The following is a 15,311-nucleotide window of genomic DNA, read 5'->3' as shown; positions in this document are numbered from 1 at the left end:
CTACCTCAACCCGCAGAAGGCCGCGATGGCCTGGTAGGTTTCCGGCGTGCTGGTGAGCAGCGCGAAGAGCACCAGCCACAATCCCAGCAGGTAGTGCCAGTAGAAGGCGCACAGCGCCATGCCGGTTTGCAGCCGCTCGCTCGGCCCCACCCGTAACAGGCGCAGCCCCACCACGGCCCAGGCCACCAATCCACCCGCCAGGTGCAGGCCATGCAGGCCGGTGAGCAGGTAGAAGAAGCTGTTGGCCGGGTTGCCCGATACGAAATAACCCCAGGCGGCGAACTGCTGCCAGACCCAGAGCTGACCACCGAGGAAGGCGACGGCGAAGGCCCCCCCCAGCAGGAACGCCAGTATCGCCCTGCCCGCCTGGGCCCGCTCCATCGACATCTTGGCCCACTGCAGGCAGGCGCTGCCGAGGGCCAGCAACAGGGTATTCACCCAGAGCATCCAGGGGTGGGCCAGCGGCGCCAGCGGGTCGGTCAGCGGGCGCCAGTCCGACACCTGGGAGCGGGCGATGAAGGCCAGCAGGAACAACAGGAAGAGCGAGGTCACCACGCCGAGGAACACACCCAGGCCGACCTTGGCGGTCTTGCTGCGATCCTGGATCGGCGCTTCGGGCCCATGCTGCCCGGATGGGTTCCAGCCTCCAGGCTCGGCACCGCCCGCGTGCTTCCAGAGTTGCGTGCTCATGGCCGTTGCTCCAGACGGGTCGCCTTGCCGTTCGCCTCGCGCAGGCGCTGCAACTCTTCCTCCGAAACCGTCTGTGGCACGAAGTCCTGCTCCACACCCGGCACGCTGTAGTCATAGGCCCAGCGATGCACCACCGGCAGTTTCTCCCGCCAGTTGCCATGCACCGGCGGCGTATCCGGAGTTTGCCATTCCAGGCTGACGGCCTTCCACGGGTTGCCGCCCGCGGGTCGGCCCTTGAAGGTGCTCCAGGCCAGGTTGAAGAGGAACAGCAGTTGCGCCACGCCCACGGTCAGCGCCGCCACCGTGATGAAGGCATTCAGTTCCTGGGCCGAATGCGGGATGAACTCGTAGTTCGGGTAGGCGTAGTAACGACGAGGCATTCCGAGGAACCCGAGGTAGTGCATGGGGAAGTAGATGGCGTAGGTGCCGAGGAAGGTGATCCAGAAATGCAGCTTGCCGAGGGTGTCGTTGAGCATCCGCCCGGTAATTTTCGGGAACCAGTGGTAGATCGAGCCGAACACTACAAGTATCGGCGCCACCCCCATGACCATGTGGAAGTGCGCCACCACGAAGTAGGTATCCGAGAGCGGGATGTCGACGATCACGTTGCCAAGGAACAGCCCGGTCAGGCCGCCCACCAGGAAGGTGACGATGAACGCCAGGGCGAAGAGCATCGGCACCGTCAGATGGATGTCGCCGTGCCACAGGGTCAGGGTCCAGTTGTAGACCTTGAGCGCGGTGGGTACGGCAATGATCAGGGTGGTGATCGCGAAGAAGAAACCGAAGTACGGGTTCATCCCGCTGACGTACATGTGGTGCGCCCAGACCACGAAGCTCAGCACGCCGATGGCGACGATGGCCCAGACCATCATGCGGTAGCCGAAGATGTTCTTGCGCGCGTGGGTGCTGATCAGGTCCGACACCAGGCCGAAGGCCGGCAGCGCCACGATGTACACCTCCGGATGGCCAAAGAACCAGAACAGGTGCTGGAAGAGAATCGGACTGCCGCCCTGGTGGTCCAGCGGTTGGCCCATGGAGATCAGCGCCGGCATGAAGAAACTGGTGCCCAGCAAACGGTCGAAGAGCATCATCACCGCGCTGACGAACAGCGCCGGGAAGGCCAGCAGCGCGAGGATAGAAGCCATGAAGATGCCCCATACCGAGAGCGGCATGCGGAACAGCGTCATGCCGTGGGTGCGCGCCTGCAGAACGGTGGTCACGTAGTTCAGGCCGCCCATGGTAGCGGCGACGATGAAGATCGCCAGGGACACCAGCATCAGCACGATGCCCCATTCCGCCCCCGGCGTACCCTGGGTGATGGCCTGGGGTGGATAAAGCGTCCAGCCCGCCCCCGTGGGCCCACCCGGCACGAAGAAGCTGCCCAGCAGGACCAGCACCGAGAGCAGGTAGAACCAGTAGCTGAGCATGTTGACGTAGGGAAAGACCATGTCCCGCGCGCCCACCATCAGCGGGATCAGGTAATTGCCGAAGCCGCCGAGGAAGAGTGCCGTCAGCAGGTAGATCACCATGATCATCCCGTGCATGGTCATGGCCTGGTAATAGGTGGCCGGGTCCATGAACTCCAGGCTGCCGGGGAAGCCGATCTGCATGCGCATCAGGCCAGACAACACCAGGGCGATCAGGCCGACGAAGATCGCGGTCAGCGAGTACTGGATGGCAATGACCTTGTGGTCCTGACTCCAGATGTAGCGGGTAAAGAAGCTCTTGGGCTCGTGCAGCACATCGGCTTCGGCCTGCTCGACGTGAGCCATCGCAAACCCTCCGTAACGCGTCGGGGTCCGTCCGGTTCTATGGCGCCTGTTCCTGTTTCACGGCGTCGGGATTCGCCCTGGATTTGATGAAAGCGATCAGTGCGTCCAGCTCTGCGTCGCTGGGGGTGAAAGCCGGCATCACCGGCGCGAACCCCTGGACGACCTGCGCAGCGGGCTTGAGGATGGACTCCTTCAGGTAGGCATCGTCCACCTTCACCTGGCTACCGTCGGCAAGGGTTTCGGTCTTGCCGTACAACCCCTGCCAGCCGGGCCCCACACCTGTGCTGCCATCTACCGTGTGGCAGGCCAGGCAGCCAAGGGACTGGGCGACCTGCTGCCCCTGCTCCGCGCCCGCGCCTGGCGGGCCGGCGGCACTCAGCGACTGGATGAACGCGACCAGGGCGGCCAGCTCATCCTGGTTGAAAGTATAGGGCACCATCACCGGAGGAAAGCCCTGCACCAGGCGGGCCTTGGGATCGAGGATGGACTCCTTCAGGTAGGCGTCGCCCACCTTCACGCTACTGCCATCCGCCAGTTTCTCTTCGCGCCCGTAGAGGTCCTTCCAGCCTGGCCCCAGGCTCGCGCTGCCGTCCTGGCTGTGGCAGGCACGGCAACCATGGGTTTCCGCCAGCTGGCGGCCCGTCTCGACCAGGTTGCCCTGGCTGGGTTTGCTGGTGACGGCCAGGGTCTGGGCGAAGGTGGGCTGGGCGGCCAGCCACTGGTCAAAGGCCTGCCCAGGTTCGACAAACATCATCCCACGCATGTTGAAGTGCCCGACCCCGCAGAACTCCGCGCAGAGGATTTCGTACTTGCCAGCCACCGTTGGCGTGAACCAGAAGTGCGACACCATGCCCGGGACCATGTCCATCTTTCCGCGCATCTGGGGGATGTAGAAGTTGTGCAACACATCCTTGGAACGCAGCAGCACCTTTACCGGACGGTCCAGGGGCAAGCGCACCTCATTGTCGCGGATCAGCACATCGTCCTGGCCGACCGGGTCGTTCGGGTCCAGCCCCAGCGGGTTGCCCGCATTGACCCACTTCACGTCGGCGCGGCCGAGCTGGCCGTCCTGGCCGGGAAAGCGGAAAGCCCACTGCCATTGCTGGGCGATTACCTCCAGCGGATAGGCATCCTTGGGTACCTGGACGAAATCGCTGTAGACCACCAACCCCGGCGCCAGCATGCCCATGATGCCGAGCGAGGTCACTACGATCAGCCACCACTCCAGCTTGCGGCTTTCCGGTTCGTATCTGGCACGTGAACTTTCGCGATGGCGAAAGCGGATGATGGCCACCACCATGAAGCCGACGATGGCGATGAAGAACACGCCGGTGATGAGCAGCGTGATGAGCAGTGTAGTGTCGATGGAGCCCCAGTTGGACGCAGCCGGGGTCAGGTGCCAGGGCGCCAGCAGATGGAACAGCACGGACGCGACAACGATGATGACAAGGATGATTGCAAACGCCATGTTTCCGTCGCCTCGTTCCTGATGCACGTGCGCCCATGGAGCGTGCGACGGTCATCGGCAATCCAGCAGTTGCGCCTACCGCCTTCCGGTACACCGGAAGTTCGGCCTCTATCCCCCAAGGGCAAAGTTCGTGGCAAGTATAGTCGCTGCCCCCTTGAACGCCGTCCGGACGATCGTCCGCAACGCTACCGATAGAGGCGGCTGATAACCCGGTCATCAATAGCGATTGGACGCACCGCCCGTCGCGCCTTAGGGTCTGAACGAATTTCCCCCACCGACTCCCTGGCGCCAGGTGCCCCGATGATCGTCCGCCCCAAACCTAACCTGTTCAGCATCTTGACCACCCTCAAGGGCTCCATCGCACGCCACATTGCGCTGCGCACGCTGATGATCACCCTGCTGGCCTGCCTCATCGTGGTCGTCGAGAACCTGCATCCCGACTGGTTCACCAAGGTCAACGCGATGCCATTCACGCTGCTCGGGCTGTCGTTGTCGATCTTCCTGAGCTTTCGCAACAACGCCTGCTACGACCGCTGGTGGGAAGGCCGCAAGGCCTGGGGACAGGTCATCATCGAAGTCCGTTCCTTCATCCGGCAGAGCGTGGCGATTGCCGAGCCGCCCAAGCGCGAAGCCGTGTTGCGCGAGCTGTGCGGGTTCGTCCATGCACTCAATGCGCGGCTGCGTAGCGAGGACGAACAACACGCGGCACACCCGTGGCTTAGTGACACGCCCGACGCCTATGGTCTCAATACCAGCGACGGCATCCTGCGGCGGATTGGCAGCCAATGCGCCCAACTGGCCAGCCGGGGCGCGATCAACGAATGGCGATACACCCTCCTTGAAACGCGCCTGCTTGGCCTGAGCACCGCCCAGGCCACGTGCGAACGGATCAAGAACACACCACTGCCCTTCCCCTACACCCTGCTGCTCCACCGCACCAGCTACATCTTCTGCCTGCTGCTGCCATTCGCCATGGCCGGGGCCCTGGGCTGGCTGACGCCGATCTTCACCATCATCGTCGCGTACACCTTCTTCGGCCTGGATGCTATTGGCGACCAGTTGGAAGACCCCTTCGGCCGCGACGAGAACGACCTGGCCACCGACTCGATGGTGCGTACCCTGGAGCGTGAAATACTCGATGCGCTCGGCCAGCGTGGCCTGCCTCCGCCGCTGGAGCCTGTCGATTACGTACTGACCTGAAGCCCGGCATCCGATGGTCGGCGGCGACTACGCGGGCAGCCGGTCCGTGGCTGGCTAGTCTTGGTAGACGTCCCGTCCATTCGCGTGAGGAATCAGGCCATGTCCAATCTCCCCAATATCCTGCTGGTCCACGGCGCCTGGGGCGATGCCTCACACTGGCGTCACCTGATTCCGCTGCTTCTGGATGCCGGCTACCGGGTCAGCGCGGTGCAGAACCCGCTCACGTCCCTGGCCGACGACGTGGCGCGCACCCGCAAGCTGGCCGAATCCCTTGGCGGACCGACGCTGTTGGTGGGCCACTCCTATGGAGGCGCTGTGATTTCGGGCGCCGGCCACGCGGCCAACGTGGTCGGGCTGGTGTTCGTCGCCGCCTTCGCGCCGGATGAAGGCGATAGCCTGGGCGGCATCTTCGCCCGCGCCGAACCCCCTCAAGGTGCTAGCGGTATTCGTCCTGATGCGGAAGGCTTCCTCTGGCTGGAGGGTGACAGCTTCCATGCCAACTTCTGCGCGGACCTGCCCGAGCGGGACGCCCAGGTCATGGCGGTCACCCAGAAACCCATTGCTGCGCGCTGCTTCGAAGACAAGGCCGGAGCACCGGCCTGGCGCGGCAAACCCAGTTGGTATCAGGTTTCATCGAGCGATCACATGATCCCGCCTGCCACCCAGGCCTGGATGGCCGAACGCATCGGAACGAGGAAGACCATCACCCTGGATGCCAGCCATGCGTCGCTGGCGTCGCGGCCGAGGGAAATATTCGAGTTGATTGGAGAAGCGGTGAAATCGCTGTAGTCAATGCCGCCCCTCACCCATTCATTGGCGCATTCGGATTGTTCAGCGCGTAGAGATAGCAGTCCGCCAGGCTGTGGTCGCCTTCGAAGCTGGAGTAGCTGGCGGTTCAGCTGTTGCGCCCTGTCTGCGCTTGCTTCCGGCGCCTGAACGGGGCGACCAGTTGTGCCGCATACCCTGTCGGGTAGTCACGCTCTCGTAACCCCACTTCGGCAGTGCCTTGCCTGCCGGCACTATCGAAGAAGGTCCCGAACAGGTGATCCCAGACCAGGAAATACTCGCCGAAATTGACCTGAGCATCCTCGAACTCGCGCTTGTGGTGCCAGCGGTGCGTCTCCGCGACCCCAATCACGTTGCGCAGCCAGCCGAGTGAGTAGTCGAGGTTGGAGTGCTGAAAGGCCAGGTGCACGGTCAGGATGCCAAACCAGGTTGCTACGACCGCGGACGGGGTTCCCAGCGCAAACAGCACCAACAGCCCCGGGCCCGCCATGATCGCCGCGTGCAGCGGATGCCGGCGTTCGCCATTCATCCAGTAGAGCCGTTCGGCACTGTGGTGGGGTTCATGCAGGCGCCACAGCCACGGCACGTGATGGCTGAGCCGGTGCATGGCGTAGAAACTGAGGTCCAGGACCACCGCAACGATAAGCAGTTGGCACCACTGCGGCAGGTCTGTTGGAAAGGCGCGGACTGCATCAGGCACCCAATCGCCCAGCCGCGCCAGCACCGTGGCGGTGAACTGGATGACCGACAGGTTTACAAGCATATGCAGCACGTCGGTCAGGGTGTCCTGGCGATCTTCCAGCCACTGTTCCCTGAAGGGCTGCAGGCGCTCCAGCATGGCCACTGACGCAATCCCCACTGCGGCAATGAGGGGCGTGGCCGGCCAGTAAGGCACGCCGTCGTAAAGCAGCCAGATCATCCAGGCGGCCGTGCCGCCAAAGATGGCGGGATAGCTGAACCAGCGGACCATGAGCCTGAGGTAGTTGGTCATCGTACAGTACTCCCTGCAATGACCATCACTGTGAACCTCTCGGGCGGGGACAGGCTTGAACGAAAAAGCTGACTTCAGCTGCTCAGGCTGACCTGGCCGAGGGCCGAAGACGGATCGACGCCAAACAGGTTGCGGAAGGTCCGGGAAAAGTGTGCGACATCCGCGAAGCCGGCGGCATGGGCGGCCTCGGTCAGGCTCCGTCCTGCCGCGATGTGCTGCAACGCGCCCACCAATCGACTCCACTTCCGGTAACTGCGCAGCGGGAGGCCGGTCTGTTCAACAAACCAATGCGAAAACCGGGTCGGCGACAGATGGACCAGTTTGGCCAGGTACTGTCGGCTATGCGTCGATTCACGCAAGGCAGCGAGTACCGCCTGCAGCCGCGGATCAAGGGCAGGAGCGTTGGCCAGGTGAAGGACTTGGCGAACCTTATCGCGCATTTGCTGGGCTGAGGCGTCTGCCTTGGCCAATAAGCCCTGCAGAGCGACGATGTCCTGCACGTCGATGTCCACGGTCACCAGGTCTGCGCCGGCATGTAGGGCACAGGCCTCTTCGGACAATGCATCGAGGTAGATCGACAGGATCTCGACCGTTTCGATCCGATGCATGACGCCGGCGCGGATGCAGACAGCTCGGGCTCTGACTGTTGAATCCGGGGTATTTACGGTCAATTCGGTGGCCAGGCCCATAGTGATCTGGAGGGCCATGTGGCAATGCCAATCGTGGCTTCCAGCCTGCCCGAGAAAGACGCCAAGCCCAGGTGATATCCAGGCCTGACCACGCCACCCGATACCCTGTGCTGTGTTCACTCGCATGCCCTCTTCCAGGTATCCACCGTCCGCTGATCTGCGATCTTGCGCAGCTCCGCGTGGAGAGCCTCATCGACCTGGCTGGGTTTCTTGCGCCAGGGGTGTCGATCAGGCTTGCCCTGAGCGGCATACAGCACCACCTTGCCACCTTCCCGCTCGACGACGTTGCACGCTTGCAGTTCCACTCGACGTTGCGCTTTTTTCACGTGGGCTCCTTGGCATCGTCTGACCAGGGAAACTCCATGTGAAAGGCCGTACGCCCATTCGCTGAGGTACACCAGATCCGCCCCCGATGTGCTTCGACGATTGAACGGGTGATTGCCAGTCCCAGACCGGCATTACTGGGACTGCCTTCTCGGCGCGCGGGGTCAGCTCGATAGAAGCGGTCAAAGAGGCGCTTGAGGTGCTCGGCGGGAATGGTGTCGCCCGGGTTTTCGACGCTCAGGGTGGTCGAAGCGCTGGTCTGGGCGATCCTCACCGAAATGGCTTTGCCCGGCAGGGTGTAGCGCAGCGCATTGGAGAGCAGATTCGAAACGGCACGATCCAACATCAGCACATCACCGCGGACACTGCCCCATCCGGAAACCTTCAGCGATATCCCCCGATCATCCGCCATCAGTTGGTAGTACTCGAAGAGCTTGCCGACGATCTTCTCCAACTCGACCTGTTCACGCTGCGGAACAATCAAGCCGTTGTCCGCCTTGGCCAGGAACAGCATGTCGTCGATCATCCGTGACATGCGCTTGAGATCGTCGAGGTTCGAGTACAAGTTTTCTTCATACGCCTCGATGTCCCGTTTCCTCGACAGCACGACCTCCGTATGAGTCATCAGGTTGCTCACCGGAGTCCGCAACTCGTGGGCGATATCGGCGGAGAAGTTGGAGAGCCGCACGAAGGCCTCATCCAGCCGAGCCAACATCGCGTTGAATGACGTCATCAGCTGCTGCAGTTCCAACGGAACAGGCTCCATCGGAATGCGTTCCTTGAGGGATCTGGCCGACATCGAGGCCGCCACCTGGGTGACTTGCCGCAATGGACGCAGGCCACTGCGGGCGACGACCCAGCCCAGCCCCGCACTGACCAGGGCGCTGATGATCAGCCCAACGGTGAACCAGCGCTGCAAGGCCTCAAAAAAAGCCATGTGGTGGGTCACGTCCAGCACTAACAACAGGGTCAATGGGGCCTCCAGACCCGGGACATTGAGTTCGGCCGTCAAGCCGCGGTACATAAACTCCTGATCTTCCCACTCCCACATGGTGGGGGCTGACCTGACGCGGAGCCCTTGGGGAACATTCACCATGGCCGGTTCCGCGAACAGCACCTTGCCATCGCTGTCCAGAATGATCGCAGCAAGGTCCCGGTGGGCGCCCAGCAGCGCGCTGAGCTGCGGCTTCAGTTCGGCAAAGCTGGTCACACCGGGTAGTCCCTGAAGGATGCTTTGAGCCGACTCCAGTTTTTCCACCAGAACCTGGCGGTCCAGCGACTTGAAATGACGCTGACTCAAGTGGTTGAAACTAAGCCCGGCTACAGTCAGCACCGCGGTGACGGCAAGCATGAACATCAGGCTCATACGAGCGGTCAGCGAAAGGTGCCTCATTCTGGGTCCGGCCCATCAAGCATGTACCCCATGCCGCGGGCGGTATGGATCAGCTTCACCGCGAAGTCATCATCGATCTTCGCTCGCAGACGGCGGACGGCCACCTCGATCACATTGGTATCGCTGTCAAAGTTCATATCCCAGACCTGCGAGGCGATCAGAGACTTCGGCAGGACTTCGCCACGTCGGCGCATCAGCAGTTCCAGCAGGGAGAACTCCTTGGCAGTTAGCTCAATACGCTTTCCACCGCGCGTGGCGCGGCGCTTCAGCAGATCCACTTCCAGGTCGGCAATCGTCAAGATCGCCTGGGTCGGAGCGCTGTTGCCCCGGCGAAGGAGTGTCCTGACCCGTGCCAAAAGCTCGGAAAACGCGAAGGGTTTAATCAGATAGTCATCGGCGCCTAGCTCAAGCCCCTTCACACGGTCATCGACCCCGTCCCGGGCGGTCAGGAACAGTACGGGAACGTCTTTCCCGGCGGCGCGAACCATCCGCAGCACTTCCCAACCGTCGAGCCCCGGCATCATCACGTCCAGGATCAACAAGTCATAGGATTCGCTGAGGGCATGCTGAAGCGCATCAGTCCCCGTCATGACCCGATCGACATTGAACCCAGCCTCACTGAGCCCCTGTTGCAAGTAAGTGCCGGTTTTAGGCTCGTCTTCGGCAACCAGTAATTTCATTGGGCAGTATCCATGTGGCGAATGGACGCAGTTTGCAGTGAATCCCGCCCCCCAACCACAAGCTTACAAAAATGTAATCCTGGCTTCAGGCCTCTGTCAGGGAGCGCTGTCTAGGGTTCAGGCATGAGCGATGAGTGTGTGCTCTCCCGGCCCCCGAACGACAATCCAGAAGGGCCGGCCCCAACTACGTGTATGGAGACTGCCCAATGAGATCACTGAAACCCCTGCTTCTGGTCGGTTCGCTCCTGCTGTCGTCCGCAGTGTGGGCCGAAGGCGGGAGCGATCGCACCTTCCAACGCATTGAGCAGATGCGGGATCAGGCCGAGGCCGTGCTGATCCAGGCGGAAAAGGCGCCGGCCGCTGAGCGCCATGTGCATATGAAAGAGCACATGAAGATGCTGGACGACATCATGACCCAGCTCCACAACGAGCATCCCAAGCCCGGCCTGTCGGCCGACGAACACCTCGCCTGGATGGAGCAGCACGACAAGTTGGTGGATGACGTCCTGGGGCAGATGATGCGCGAGCACAAGCTGATGATGGCCGACAAAGAAATTCATCCATAACGAATTTCCCCATCTTCCAGGCCTTTCGTGATTGCTCCTTTGGCCTAGCGGCGCCTCCTTGGCGCCGCACTTTTTATTGCTGACGCATTTGTAGTTTGAGGATGCGCTGAGTCGACGGCCCATGCTCCCTGGACCACTCACAGGGACATGAGGCCTCACCGAACCTTACAGATATGTAGTTTTTGCGTAAGCCTGCCGGCAGCTCCGCCTGGCTAGCATCAGAGGCGTTTCAAACCACACCATCTTGCGAGGTTAAAAATGAATAACGCCAAGCTCGCTTCCTCCCTGATTGCGATTGTCTCCATGCTCACCGGTGCTATCGCTCAAGCCGATGTTGGCCACGCGAAAGACGATGTTGGGCGACCCGGCACCCTGGCTGAGGTTGACCGCACCATCGAGGTGAAAATGGGCGATGTCTACTTCGCTCCGGAAAGCATCGATGTCAAAGACGGCGAAACCATCCGGTTCGTGCTGAAGAATGACGGTGCGATGCTGCACGAGTTCAACCTCGGCAAAGCGGCCGCCCACGCGGCGCACCAGAAGGAAATGGCCGCCATGTTCCAGAACGGCACCCTCAGCCCGACGGGACGCAATCACGAAATGCGCGCAATGGACCATACGATGGGTGGCATGAAGATGGTCGGCATGGAACACGACGACCCCAACAGCATGCTGGTCGAACCTGGGGCCACTAAGGAGCTGATCTGGACCTTCAGCAAAACCACCGGGTTGCAGTTTGCCTGCAACGTTCCCGGCCACTACCAACTCGGCATGGTCGGCCCGGTTTACGTGAAGTGAGCGATATTGATTGGCGTCAACAGGTGAACACGGGGTGTCGTCTAGGCTGGAGTACGCGGCAGCGGACGACACCTCCACCTCAGCTCAGGAGTTGAATCATGACGGAATCCCATCGCCATGGCACCGAACCGGTCACGCCCTTCTGGCGGAGTAAAGGGGGCATCGCGCTGATCATGCTGGTTGTGATCGGCCTGTTCTATGTGGCACGGGAACACTACGGCCACCTTTCTCTGGCTTTGCCTTACTTGATCCTGCTGCTCTGCCCGCTGATGCACCTCTTCGGGCATAACCACGGCGGCCATTCTCACCAGAACCGCGAAGATTCGACCAAGCCGGACAACAGAGGGAACTAGTCCATGCCCACCGCATCGTGCCAGCACGACCATGACCACTCACACCAACATGAGCAGCCGGATGGACGTCAGCACGATCCGGTGTGCGGCATGGCAGTGGAGCCGGACAGTCGCTTTCGCGAGCAGTACCAGGGACAAACCTATCGCTTCTGCAGCGAGAAGTGCCTGACCAAGTTCCGGGCGGAACCAGCGCGATACGCCGGTTCAACCGGCGCCCAGGCGCCTGCGAGCCACGGGCACGCCAACCATGGTCAGCCTGCCGTCGCGCAGGTGCCTGACGCAGGCGTAGCCGAATACACCTGTCCGATGCACCCGCAGATCCGCCAGTCCGGCCCTGGCAGTTGTCCGATCTGCGGAATGACCCTGGAGCCGGTAATCCCAGAGCTGGAAGAGGAGGAAAATCCGGAGCTCAAGGACTTCACTCGACGGTTCTGGTGGACCCTGCCATTGACAGTGATCGTGACCTTGCTGGCCATGACCGCACACCAACTGCAGCTGCTCCATGGTGCGACCCAGAACTGGGTGGAGCTCGTATTGGCGACGCCGGTAACCCTGTGGGCCGGCTGGCCCTTCTTTGTGCGTGGGGTCGCCTCGATCCGCCACCGCAGCCCCAACATGTGGACGCTCATTGGCCTCGGGACGGCAGCCGCCTACCTCTACAGCGTCGCCGCGACCTTGGTCCCTCAAGTCTTTCCGGCGACCTTCATGCAGGACGGCCGCATCGGCGTTTACTTCGAAGCGGCCGCGGTGATCATCTCGCTGACCCTGTTGGGGCAGATGCTTGAGCTGAAGGCGCGCTCGCAGACCTCAGCGGCCATCAAGGCACTCCTCGGGCTCGCCCCCAAGACCGCGCGGCGTATCAACGCCGATGGCGGCGAGGAAGACATTCCCCTGACCCACGTTCACACGGGGGACCACCTGCGGGTGCGCCCAGGAGAGAAGGTCCCAGTCGATGGAGTCGTACTGGAGGGCGAGAGCGCCGTCGATGAATCCATGCTGACCGGCGAGCCCGTACCCGTGATGAAAAAGGCCGGTGAGGCGCTCATCGGGGCCACTCTCAACACCCATGGCAGCCTGGTGATGGAAGCGCAGAAAGTCGGCGCGGACACCGTGCTGTCGCAGATCGTGCAGATGGTCGCCCACGCCCAACGCTCGAAGGCTCCCATGCAGCGAATGGCAGATATCGTCGCCGGCTACTTTGTCGTGGGGGTAGTGCTGATCGCGGTCCTGACCTTCGTCGGCTGGGGGCTTTTCGGGCCAGAACCTGGTTGGGTCTATGGCCTGATCAATGCGGTCGCGGTGCTGATCATCGCCTGCCCATGCGCACTGGGCCTCGCCACGCCGATGTCGATCATGGTGGCGACCGGCAAGGCTGCCGGTAGTGGCGTGCTGTTCAGGGACGCCAGCGCCATAGAAAACCTGTGCAAGATCGACACCTTGATCGTGGACAAAACCGGCACCCTGACCGAAGGACGCCCTGTGTTTCACAGCGTCGTGGGCACAAATCAGTTCGCACCGACAGAGGTCCTGCGCCTGGCAGCCAGCCTGGACCAGGGCAGCGAACACCCCTTGGCCCATGCAATCGTTGACCATGCGCGGGCAGCCGGGGTGGTCCTGAGCAAGCCGGATGCGTTCGAGTCCGGCTCCGGCATTGGCGTTCGTGGCCAGGTGGAGGACCATCAGCTGCAGCTGGGCAATACCGCTTTGATGGAAGACGCCGGGCTTGATATTTCCCCGCTCAGAGATCGGGCTGAGCTGCTCCGCCTGGATGGCATGAGCATCATGTACCTGGCCGTCGATGGTGTGCTGGCCGGCCTACTGGCGGTGTCGGACCCGATCAAGCCAAGCTCCAAGGAGGCGGTGAAGCGTCTCCAGGATGACGATGTGAAGGTCATCATGGCCACCGGGGATGGTCTGACCACCGCTCGTGCGGTGGCGAAGCAGCTGGGGATCGAGGAAGTCCACGGCGAAGTCAAACCCCAGGACAAGGAGAAGCTGGCGGCCGACCTGCAGGCATACGGCCGCCGCGTCGCGATGGCTGGCGATGGGATCAACGATGCCCCGGCACTGGCGCGTGCCGATGTCGGCATCGCCATGGGGACCGGCACTGACGTGGCGATGAACAGCGCTCAAGTGACCTTGGTAAAAGGTGATCTGATGGGCATTCTGCGTGCACGCAAGCTTTCCGTGGCCACCGTGAAGAACATGCGCCAGAACCTGGGCTTTGCCTTCCTCTACAACGCGATGGGCATACCGCTGGCGGCTGGTTTGCTCTATCCGCTGACAGGTCATCTGCTGTCACCGATGATCGCCGCGCTGGCCATGAGCATCAGCTCGGCCTCGGTGGTCTTTAACGCGCTGCGCCTACGGCGTACGAACATTGACTAAACCGATCGGCTACCCAGGCCCTGCAAGCGGCGCGAAGATACAGGGTGTGACCCGTCGCCAGGTCGTGCCTGATCGGTGAGATAACCCCCGTGATACTCGCGGGGGGCCTAGCGATTACGCGAGAGAGGCCTTAGCCATGATGCGCCACAAGTGCCCTGCCCTGTTGCTCGCCCTTGTCAGCTCACTGCTCGTCCCGGTTACGCAGGCCGAGGCGTTGCCAGCGCCCATCAAAGCGATTGAGGCTCGCGGCGCCACCGTCGTGGGCGAGTTCACCGCACCTGGGGGGCTGCGAGGCTACGCCGCGCGCTATAACGGCCAAGGGCTAGCTCTTTACCTCACGGCCGATGGCCAGCACGTCCTGGTGGGTACCCTGTTCGATGCCCAGGGCGAAGACCTGACGAGCGCGCCACTGAACCGACTGGTTTATGAGCCGATGGCCAAGGAAATGTGGGCGCGCATGGAAGGCAGTACCTGGATCGCCGATGGCAACAAGAATGCCGCCCGCATCGTCTATCTGTTCGACGACCCGAACTGCCCCTACTGCAACCAGTTCTGGCACCAGGCGCGGCCTTGGATTGAATCCGGCAGGGTCCAACTGCGCCACATCATGGTTGGGCTGCTCAGTTCCGACAGCGCGGGCAAAGCCGCCGCACTGTTGACAGCCAAGCAGCCGGAAGTCGCCCTCATGGAACATGAGACCGCCGGCGACAAGAGCATGCTCAAAGCTCTGGATAAGGTGCCAACGAAGGTTCAGGAACAACTCGACGCCAACCTTGCGCTAATGAGCGAGCTTGGGGCGGTTGCTACGCCCGCGATCTTCTACCGGGATGACGACGGTCGGTTGAAGATGCAACAAGGGTTGCCCCAGGCGCAGGGACTCGCAGAGATCATGGGGCCGAAATAGGCCATCTGCGGGGCTTGACCTTGCCATCGTGTCAAGGTCGAAGCTGCATGTGCGGCAAGAGATGCCGTTTCAGCATGAGGGGCCCGTTATGTTTGTCTTGGAAGTTTCCGGTATGGGGTGTGGCAGTTGTGTCAGCAAGATCACTAAGGCCATTCAGGCAGCTGATTCGCAGGCCAAGGTCATCGTCGACCGCATTGCAGGCAAGGTGAGCGTTGAAAGTCTCATTGGCGCCGAGCGCGTTAGTGAACTGGTGAAAGCGCTGGGTTATCCCACCAGAATCAGTGCCTAGTGGTAGTGATTCCAAAGCTG

At 62.0% G+C, this 15,311-nt stretch carries 16 protein-coding genes; 8 read left to right on the top strand and 8 right to left on the bottom strand.

What is annotated here, in order from left to right; genetic code table 11:
- The 3 genes from THL1_RS12895 to THL1_RS12885 are packed head-to-tail and all read right to left on the bottom strand — an operon-like array spanning nucleotide 1 to nucleotide 3,930.
- Nucleotides 1-690 carry a cytochrome c oxidase subunit 3 gene (locus THL1_RS12895; protein WP_069083636.1) on the bottom strand — a complete coding sequence of 230 codons (690 nt, stop codon included), beginning with the start codon at nucleotides 688-690 and terminating at the stop codon, nucleotides 1-3.
- A complete protein-coding gene (gene ctaD, locus THL1_RS12890) occupies nucleotides 687-2,462 on the bottom strand; it encodes a cytochrome c oxidase subunit I (RefSeq protein ID WP_069083635.1) in 1,776 nt (591 codons plus the stop codon). Before ctaD ends, THL1_RS12895 begins: the two co-directional genes overlap by 4 nt.
- A 37-nt stretch (nucleotides 2,463-2,499) precedes the next feature.
- Entirely contained in the window at nucleotides 2,500-3,930 is a 1,431-nt protein-coding gene (locus tag THL1_RS12885) for a c-type cytochrome (RefSeq protein ID WP_069083634.1), read from the bottom strand.
- Between the two features lie 300 nt (nucleotides 3,931-4,230).
- On the opposite strand from THL1_RS12885, the gene THL1_RS12880 reads away from it, so the two are divergent.
- Together THL1_RS12880 and THL1_RS12875 are read left to right on the top strand one after the other, a co-directional pair.
- Complete coding sequence (locus tag THL1_RS12880; RefSeq protein WP_069083633.1) at nucleotides 4,231-5,130, top strand: bestrophin family protein; 900 nt, start codon at nucleotides 4,231-4,233, stop codon at nucleotides 5,128-5,130.
- 99 nt (nucleotides 5,131-5,229) lie between these two features.
- Nucleotides 5,230-5,919, top strand: a complete 690-nt coding sequence (locus tag THL1_RS12875; protein ID WP_069083632.1) for an alpha/beta hydrolase — start codon at nucleotides 5,230-5,232, stop codon at nucleotides 5,917-5,919.
- 106 nt (nucleotides 5,920-6,025) lie between these two features.
- Here THL1_RS12875 and THL1_RS12870 read toward each other — a convergent pair whose 3' ends face one another.
- The 5 genes from THL1_RS12870 to THL1_RS12850 all read right to left on the bottom strand — a co-directional run bounded on the left by THL1_RS12870 (nucleotide 6,026) and on the right by THL1_RS12850 (nucleotide 9,993).
- On the bottom strand, nucleotides 6,026-6,907 hold the full coding sequence (locus THL1_RS12870) for a sterol desaturase family protein (protein WP_069083631.1): 882 nt from the start codon (nucleotides 6,905-6,907) through the stop codon (nucleotides 6,026-6,028).
- Between the two features lie 74 nt (nucleotides 6,908-6,981).
- Nucleotides 6,982-7,716, bottom strand: coding sequence for a helix-turn-helix domain-containing protein (locus THL1_RS12865; RefSeq protein WP_069086504.1), 735 nt, complete (start codon nucleotides 7,714-7,716; stop codon nucleotides 6,982-6,984).
- On the bottom strand, nucleotides 7,713-7,922 hold the full coding sequence (locus THL1_RS12860) for a hypothetical protein (protein WP_069083630.1): 210 nt from the start codon (nucleotides 7,920-7,922) through the stop codon (nucleotides 7,713-7,715). The genes THL1_RS12865 and THL1_RS12860 overlap by 4 nt, the downstream gene beginning before the upstream one ends.
- A complete protein-coding gene (locus THL1_RS12855) occupies nucleotides 7,919-9,313 on the bottom strand; it encodes a heavy metal sensor histidine kinase (RefSeq protein WP_069083629.1) in 1,395 nt (464 codons plus the stop codon). The genes THL1_RS12860 and THL1_RS12855 overlap by 4 nt, the downstream gene beginning before the upstream one ends.
- Nucleotides 9,310-9,993 (bottom strand): heavy metal response regulator transcription factor, encoded by a 684-nt coding sequence (locus THL1_RS12850; RefSeq protein WP_069083628.1) that lies wholly within the window; start codon nucleotides 9,991-9,993, stop codon nucleotides 9,310-9,312. Before THL1_RS12850 ends, THL1_RS12855 begins: the two co-directional genes overlap by 4 nt.
- A 206-nt stretch (nucleotides 9,994-10,199) precedes the next feature.
- Between THL1_RS12850 and THL1_RS12845 the strand changes: the two genes are divergently transcribed.
- From THL1_RS12845 to THL1_RS12820, 6 genes are all read left to right on the top strand, one after another.
- Nucleotides 10,200-10,559 (top strand): co-regulatory protein PtrA N-terminal domain-containing protein, encoded by a 360-nt coding sequence (locus THL1_RS12845; protein ID WP_069083627.1) that lies wholly within the window; start codon nucleotides 10,200-10,202, stop codon nucleotides 10,557-10,559.
- A gap of 258 nt (nucleotides 10,560-10,817) precedes the next feature.
- Complete coding sequence (locus THL1_RS12840; protein WP_069083626.1) at nucleotides 10,818-11,357, top strand: cupredoxin domain-containing protein; 540 nt, start codon at nucleotides 10,818-10,820, stop codon at nucleotides 11,355-11,357.
- Between the two features lie 98 nt (nucleotides 11,358-11,455).
- On the top strand, nucleotides 11,456-11,710 hold the full coding sequence (locus THL1_RS12835) for a DUF2933 domain-containing protein (RefSeq protein WP_069083625.1): 255 nt from the start codon (nucleotides 11,456-11,458) through the stop codon (nucleotides 11,708-11,710).
- A gap of 3 nt (nucleotides 11,711-11,713) precedes the next feature.
- A complete protein-coding gene (locus THL1_RS12830; protein WP_069083624.1) occupies nucleotides 11,714-14,098 on the top strand; it encodes a heavy metal translocating P-type ATPase in 2,385 nt (794 codons plus the stop codon).
- A 136-nt stretch (nucleotides 14,099-14,234) separates the two neighbouring features.
- On the top strand, nucleotides 14,235-15,002 hold the full coding sequence (gene dsbG / locus THL1_RS12825) for a thiol:disulfide interchange protein DsbG (RefSeq protein ID WP_069083623.1): 768 nt from the start codon (nucleotides 14,235-14,237) through the stop codon (nucleotides 15,000-15,002).
- An 88-nt stretch (nucleotides 15,003-15,090) separates the two neighbouring features.
- Nucleotides 15,091-15,291 carry a heavy-metal-associated domain-containing protein gene (locus THL1_RS12820; RefSeq protein WP_069083622.1) on the top strand — a complete coding sequence of 67 codons (201 nt, stop codon included), beginning with the start codon at nucleotides 15,091-15,093 and terminating at the stop codon, nucleotides 15,289-15,291.
- Nucleotides 15,292-15,311 lie beyond the last annotated feature (20 nt).

This window comes from Pseudomonas sp. TCU-HL1 (genome assembly GCF_001708505.1).
Lineage (GTDB): Bacteria > Pseudomonadota > Gammaproteobacteria > Pseudomonadales > Pseudomonadaceae > Metapseudomonas.
This window is presented reverse-complemented; position numbering and strand designations above follow the sequence as displayed.

Bases quoted from the DNA above. Each gene is read 5' to 3' on its own strand.
- ctaD (WP_069083635.1), bottom strand. From the start codon at position 2,462: ATGGCTCACGTCGAGCAGGCCGAAGCCGATGTGCTGCACGAGCCCAAG.
- THL1_RS12885 (WP_069083634.1), bottom strand. From the start codon at position 3,930: ATGGCGTTTGCAATCATCCTTGTCATCATCGTTGTCGCGTCCGTGCTG.
- THL1_RS12870 (WP_069083631.1), bottom strand. From the start codon at position 6,907: ATGACCAACTACCTCAGGCTCATGGTCCGCTGGTTCAGCTATCCCGCC.
- THL1_RS12855 (WP_069083629.1), bottom strand. From the start codon at position 9,313: ATGAGGCACCTTTCGCTGACCGCTCGTATGAGCCTGATGTTCATGCTT.
- THL1_RS12875 (WP_069083632.1), top strand. From the start codon at position 5,230: ATGTCCAATCTCCCCAATATCCTGCTGGTCCACGGCGCCTGGGGCGAT.
- THL1_RS12880 (WP_069083633.1), top strand. From the start codon at position 4,231: ATGATCGTCCGCCCCAAACCTAACCTGTTCAGCATCTTGACCACCCTC.
- THL1_RS12850 (WP_069083628.1), bottom strand. From the start codon at position 9,993: ATGAAATTACTGGTTGCCGAAGACGAGCCTAAAACCGGCACTTACTTG.
- THL1_RS12830 (WP_069083624.1), top strand. From the start codon at position 11,714: ATGCCCACCGCATCGTGCCAGCACGACCATGACCACTCACACCAACAT.
- THL1_RS12845 (WP_069083627.1), top strand. From the start codon at position 10,200: ATGAGATCACTGAAACCCCTGCTTCTGGTCGGTTCGCTCCTGCTGTCG.
- THL1_RS12835 (WP_069083625.1), top strand. From the start codon at position 11,456: ATGACGGAATCCCATCGCCATGGCACCGAACCGGTCACGCCCTTCTGG.
- THL1_RS12840 (WP_069083626.1), top strand. From the start codon at position 10,818: ATGAATAACGCCAAGCTCGCTTCCTCCCTGATTGCGATTGTCTCCATG.
- THL1_RS12895 (WP_069083636.1), bottom strand. From the start codon at position 690: ATGAGCACGCAACTCTGGAAGCACGCGGGCGGTGCCGAGCCTGGAGGC.
- dsbG (WP_069083623.1), top strand. From the start codon at position 14,235: ATGATGCGCCACAAGTGCCCTGCCCTGTTGCTCGCCCTTGTCAGCTCA.
- THL1_RS12820 (WP_069083622.1), top strand. From the start codon at position 15,091: ATGTTTGTCTTGGAAGTTTCCGGTATGGGGTGTGGCAGTTGTGTCAGC.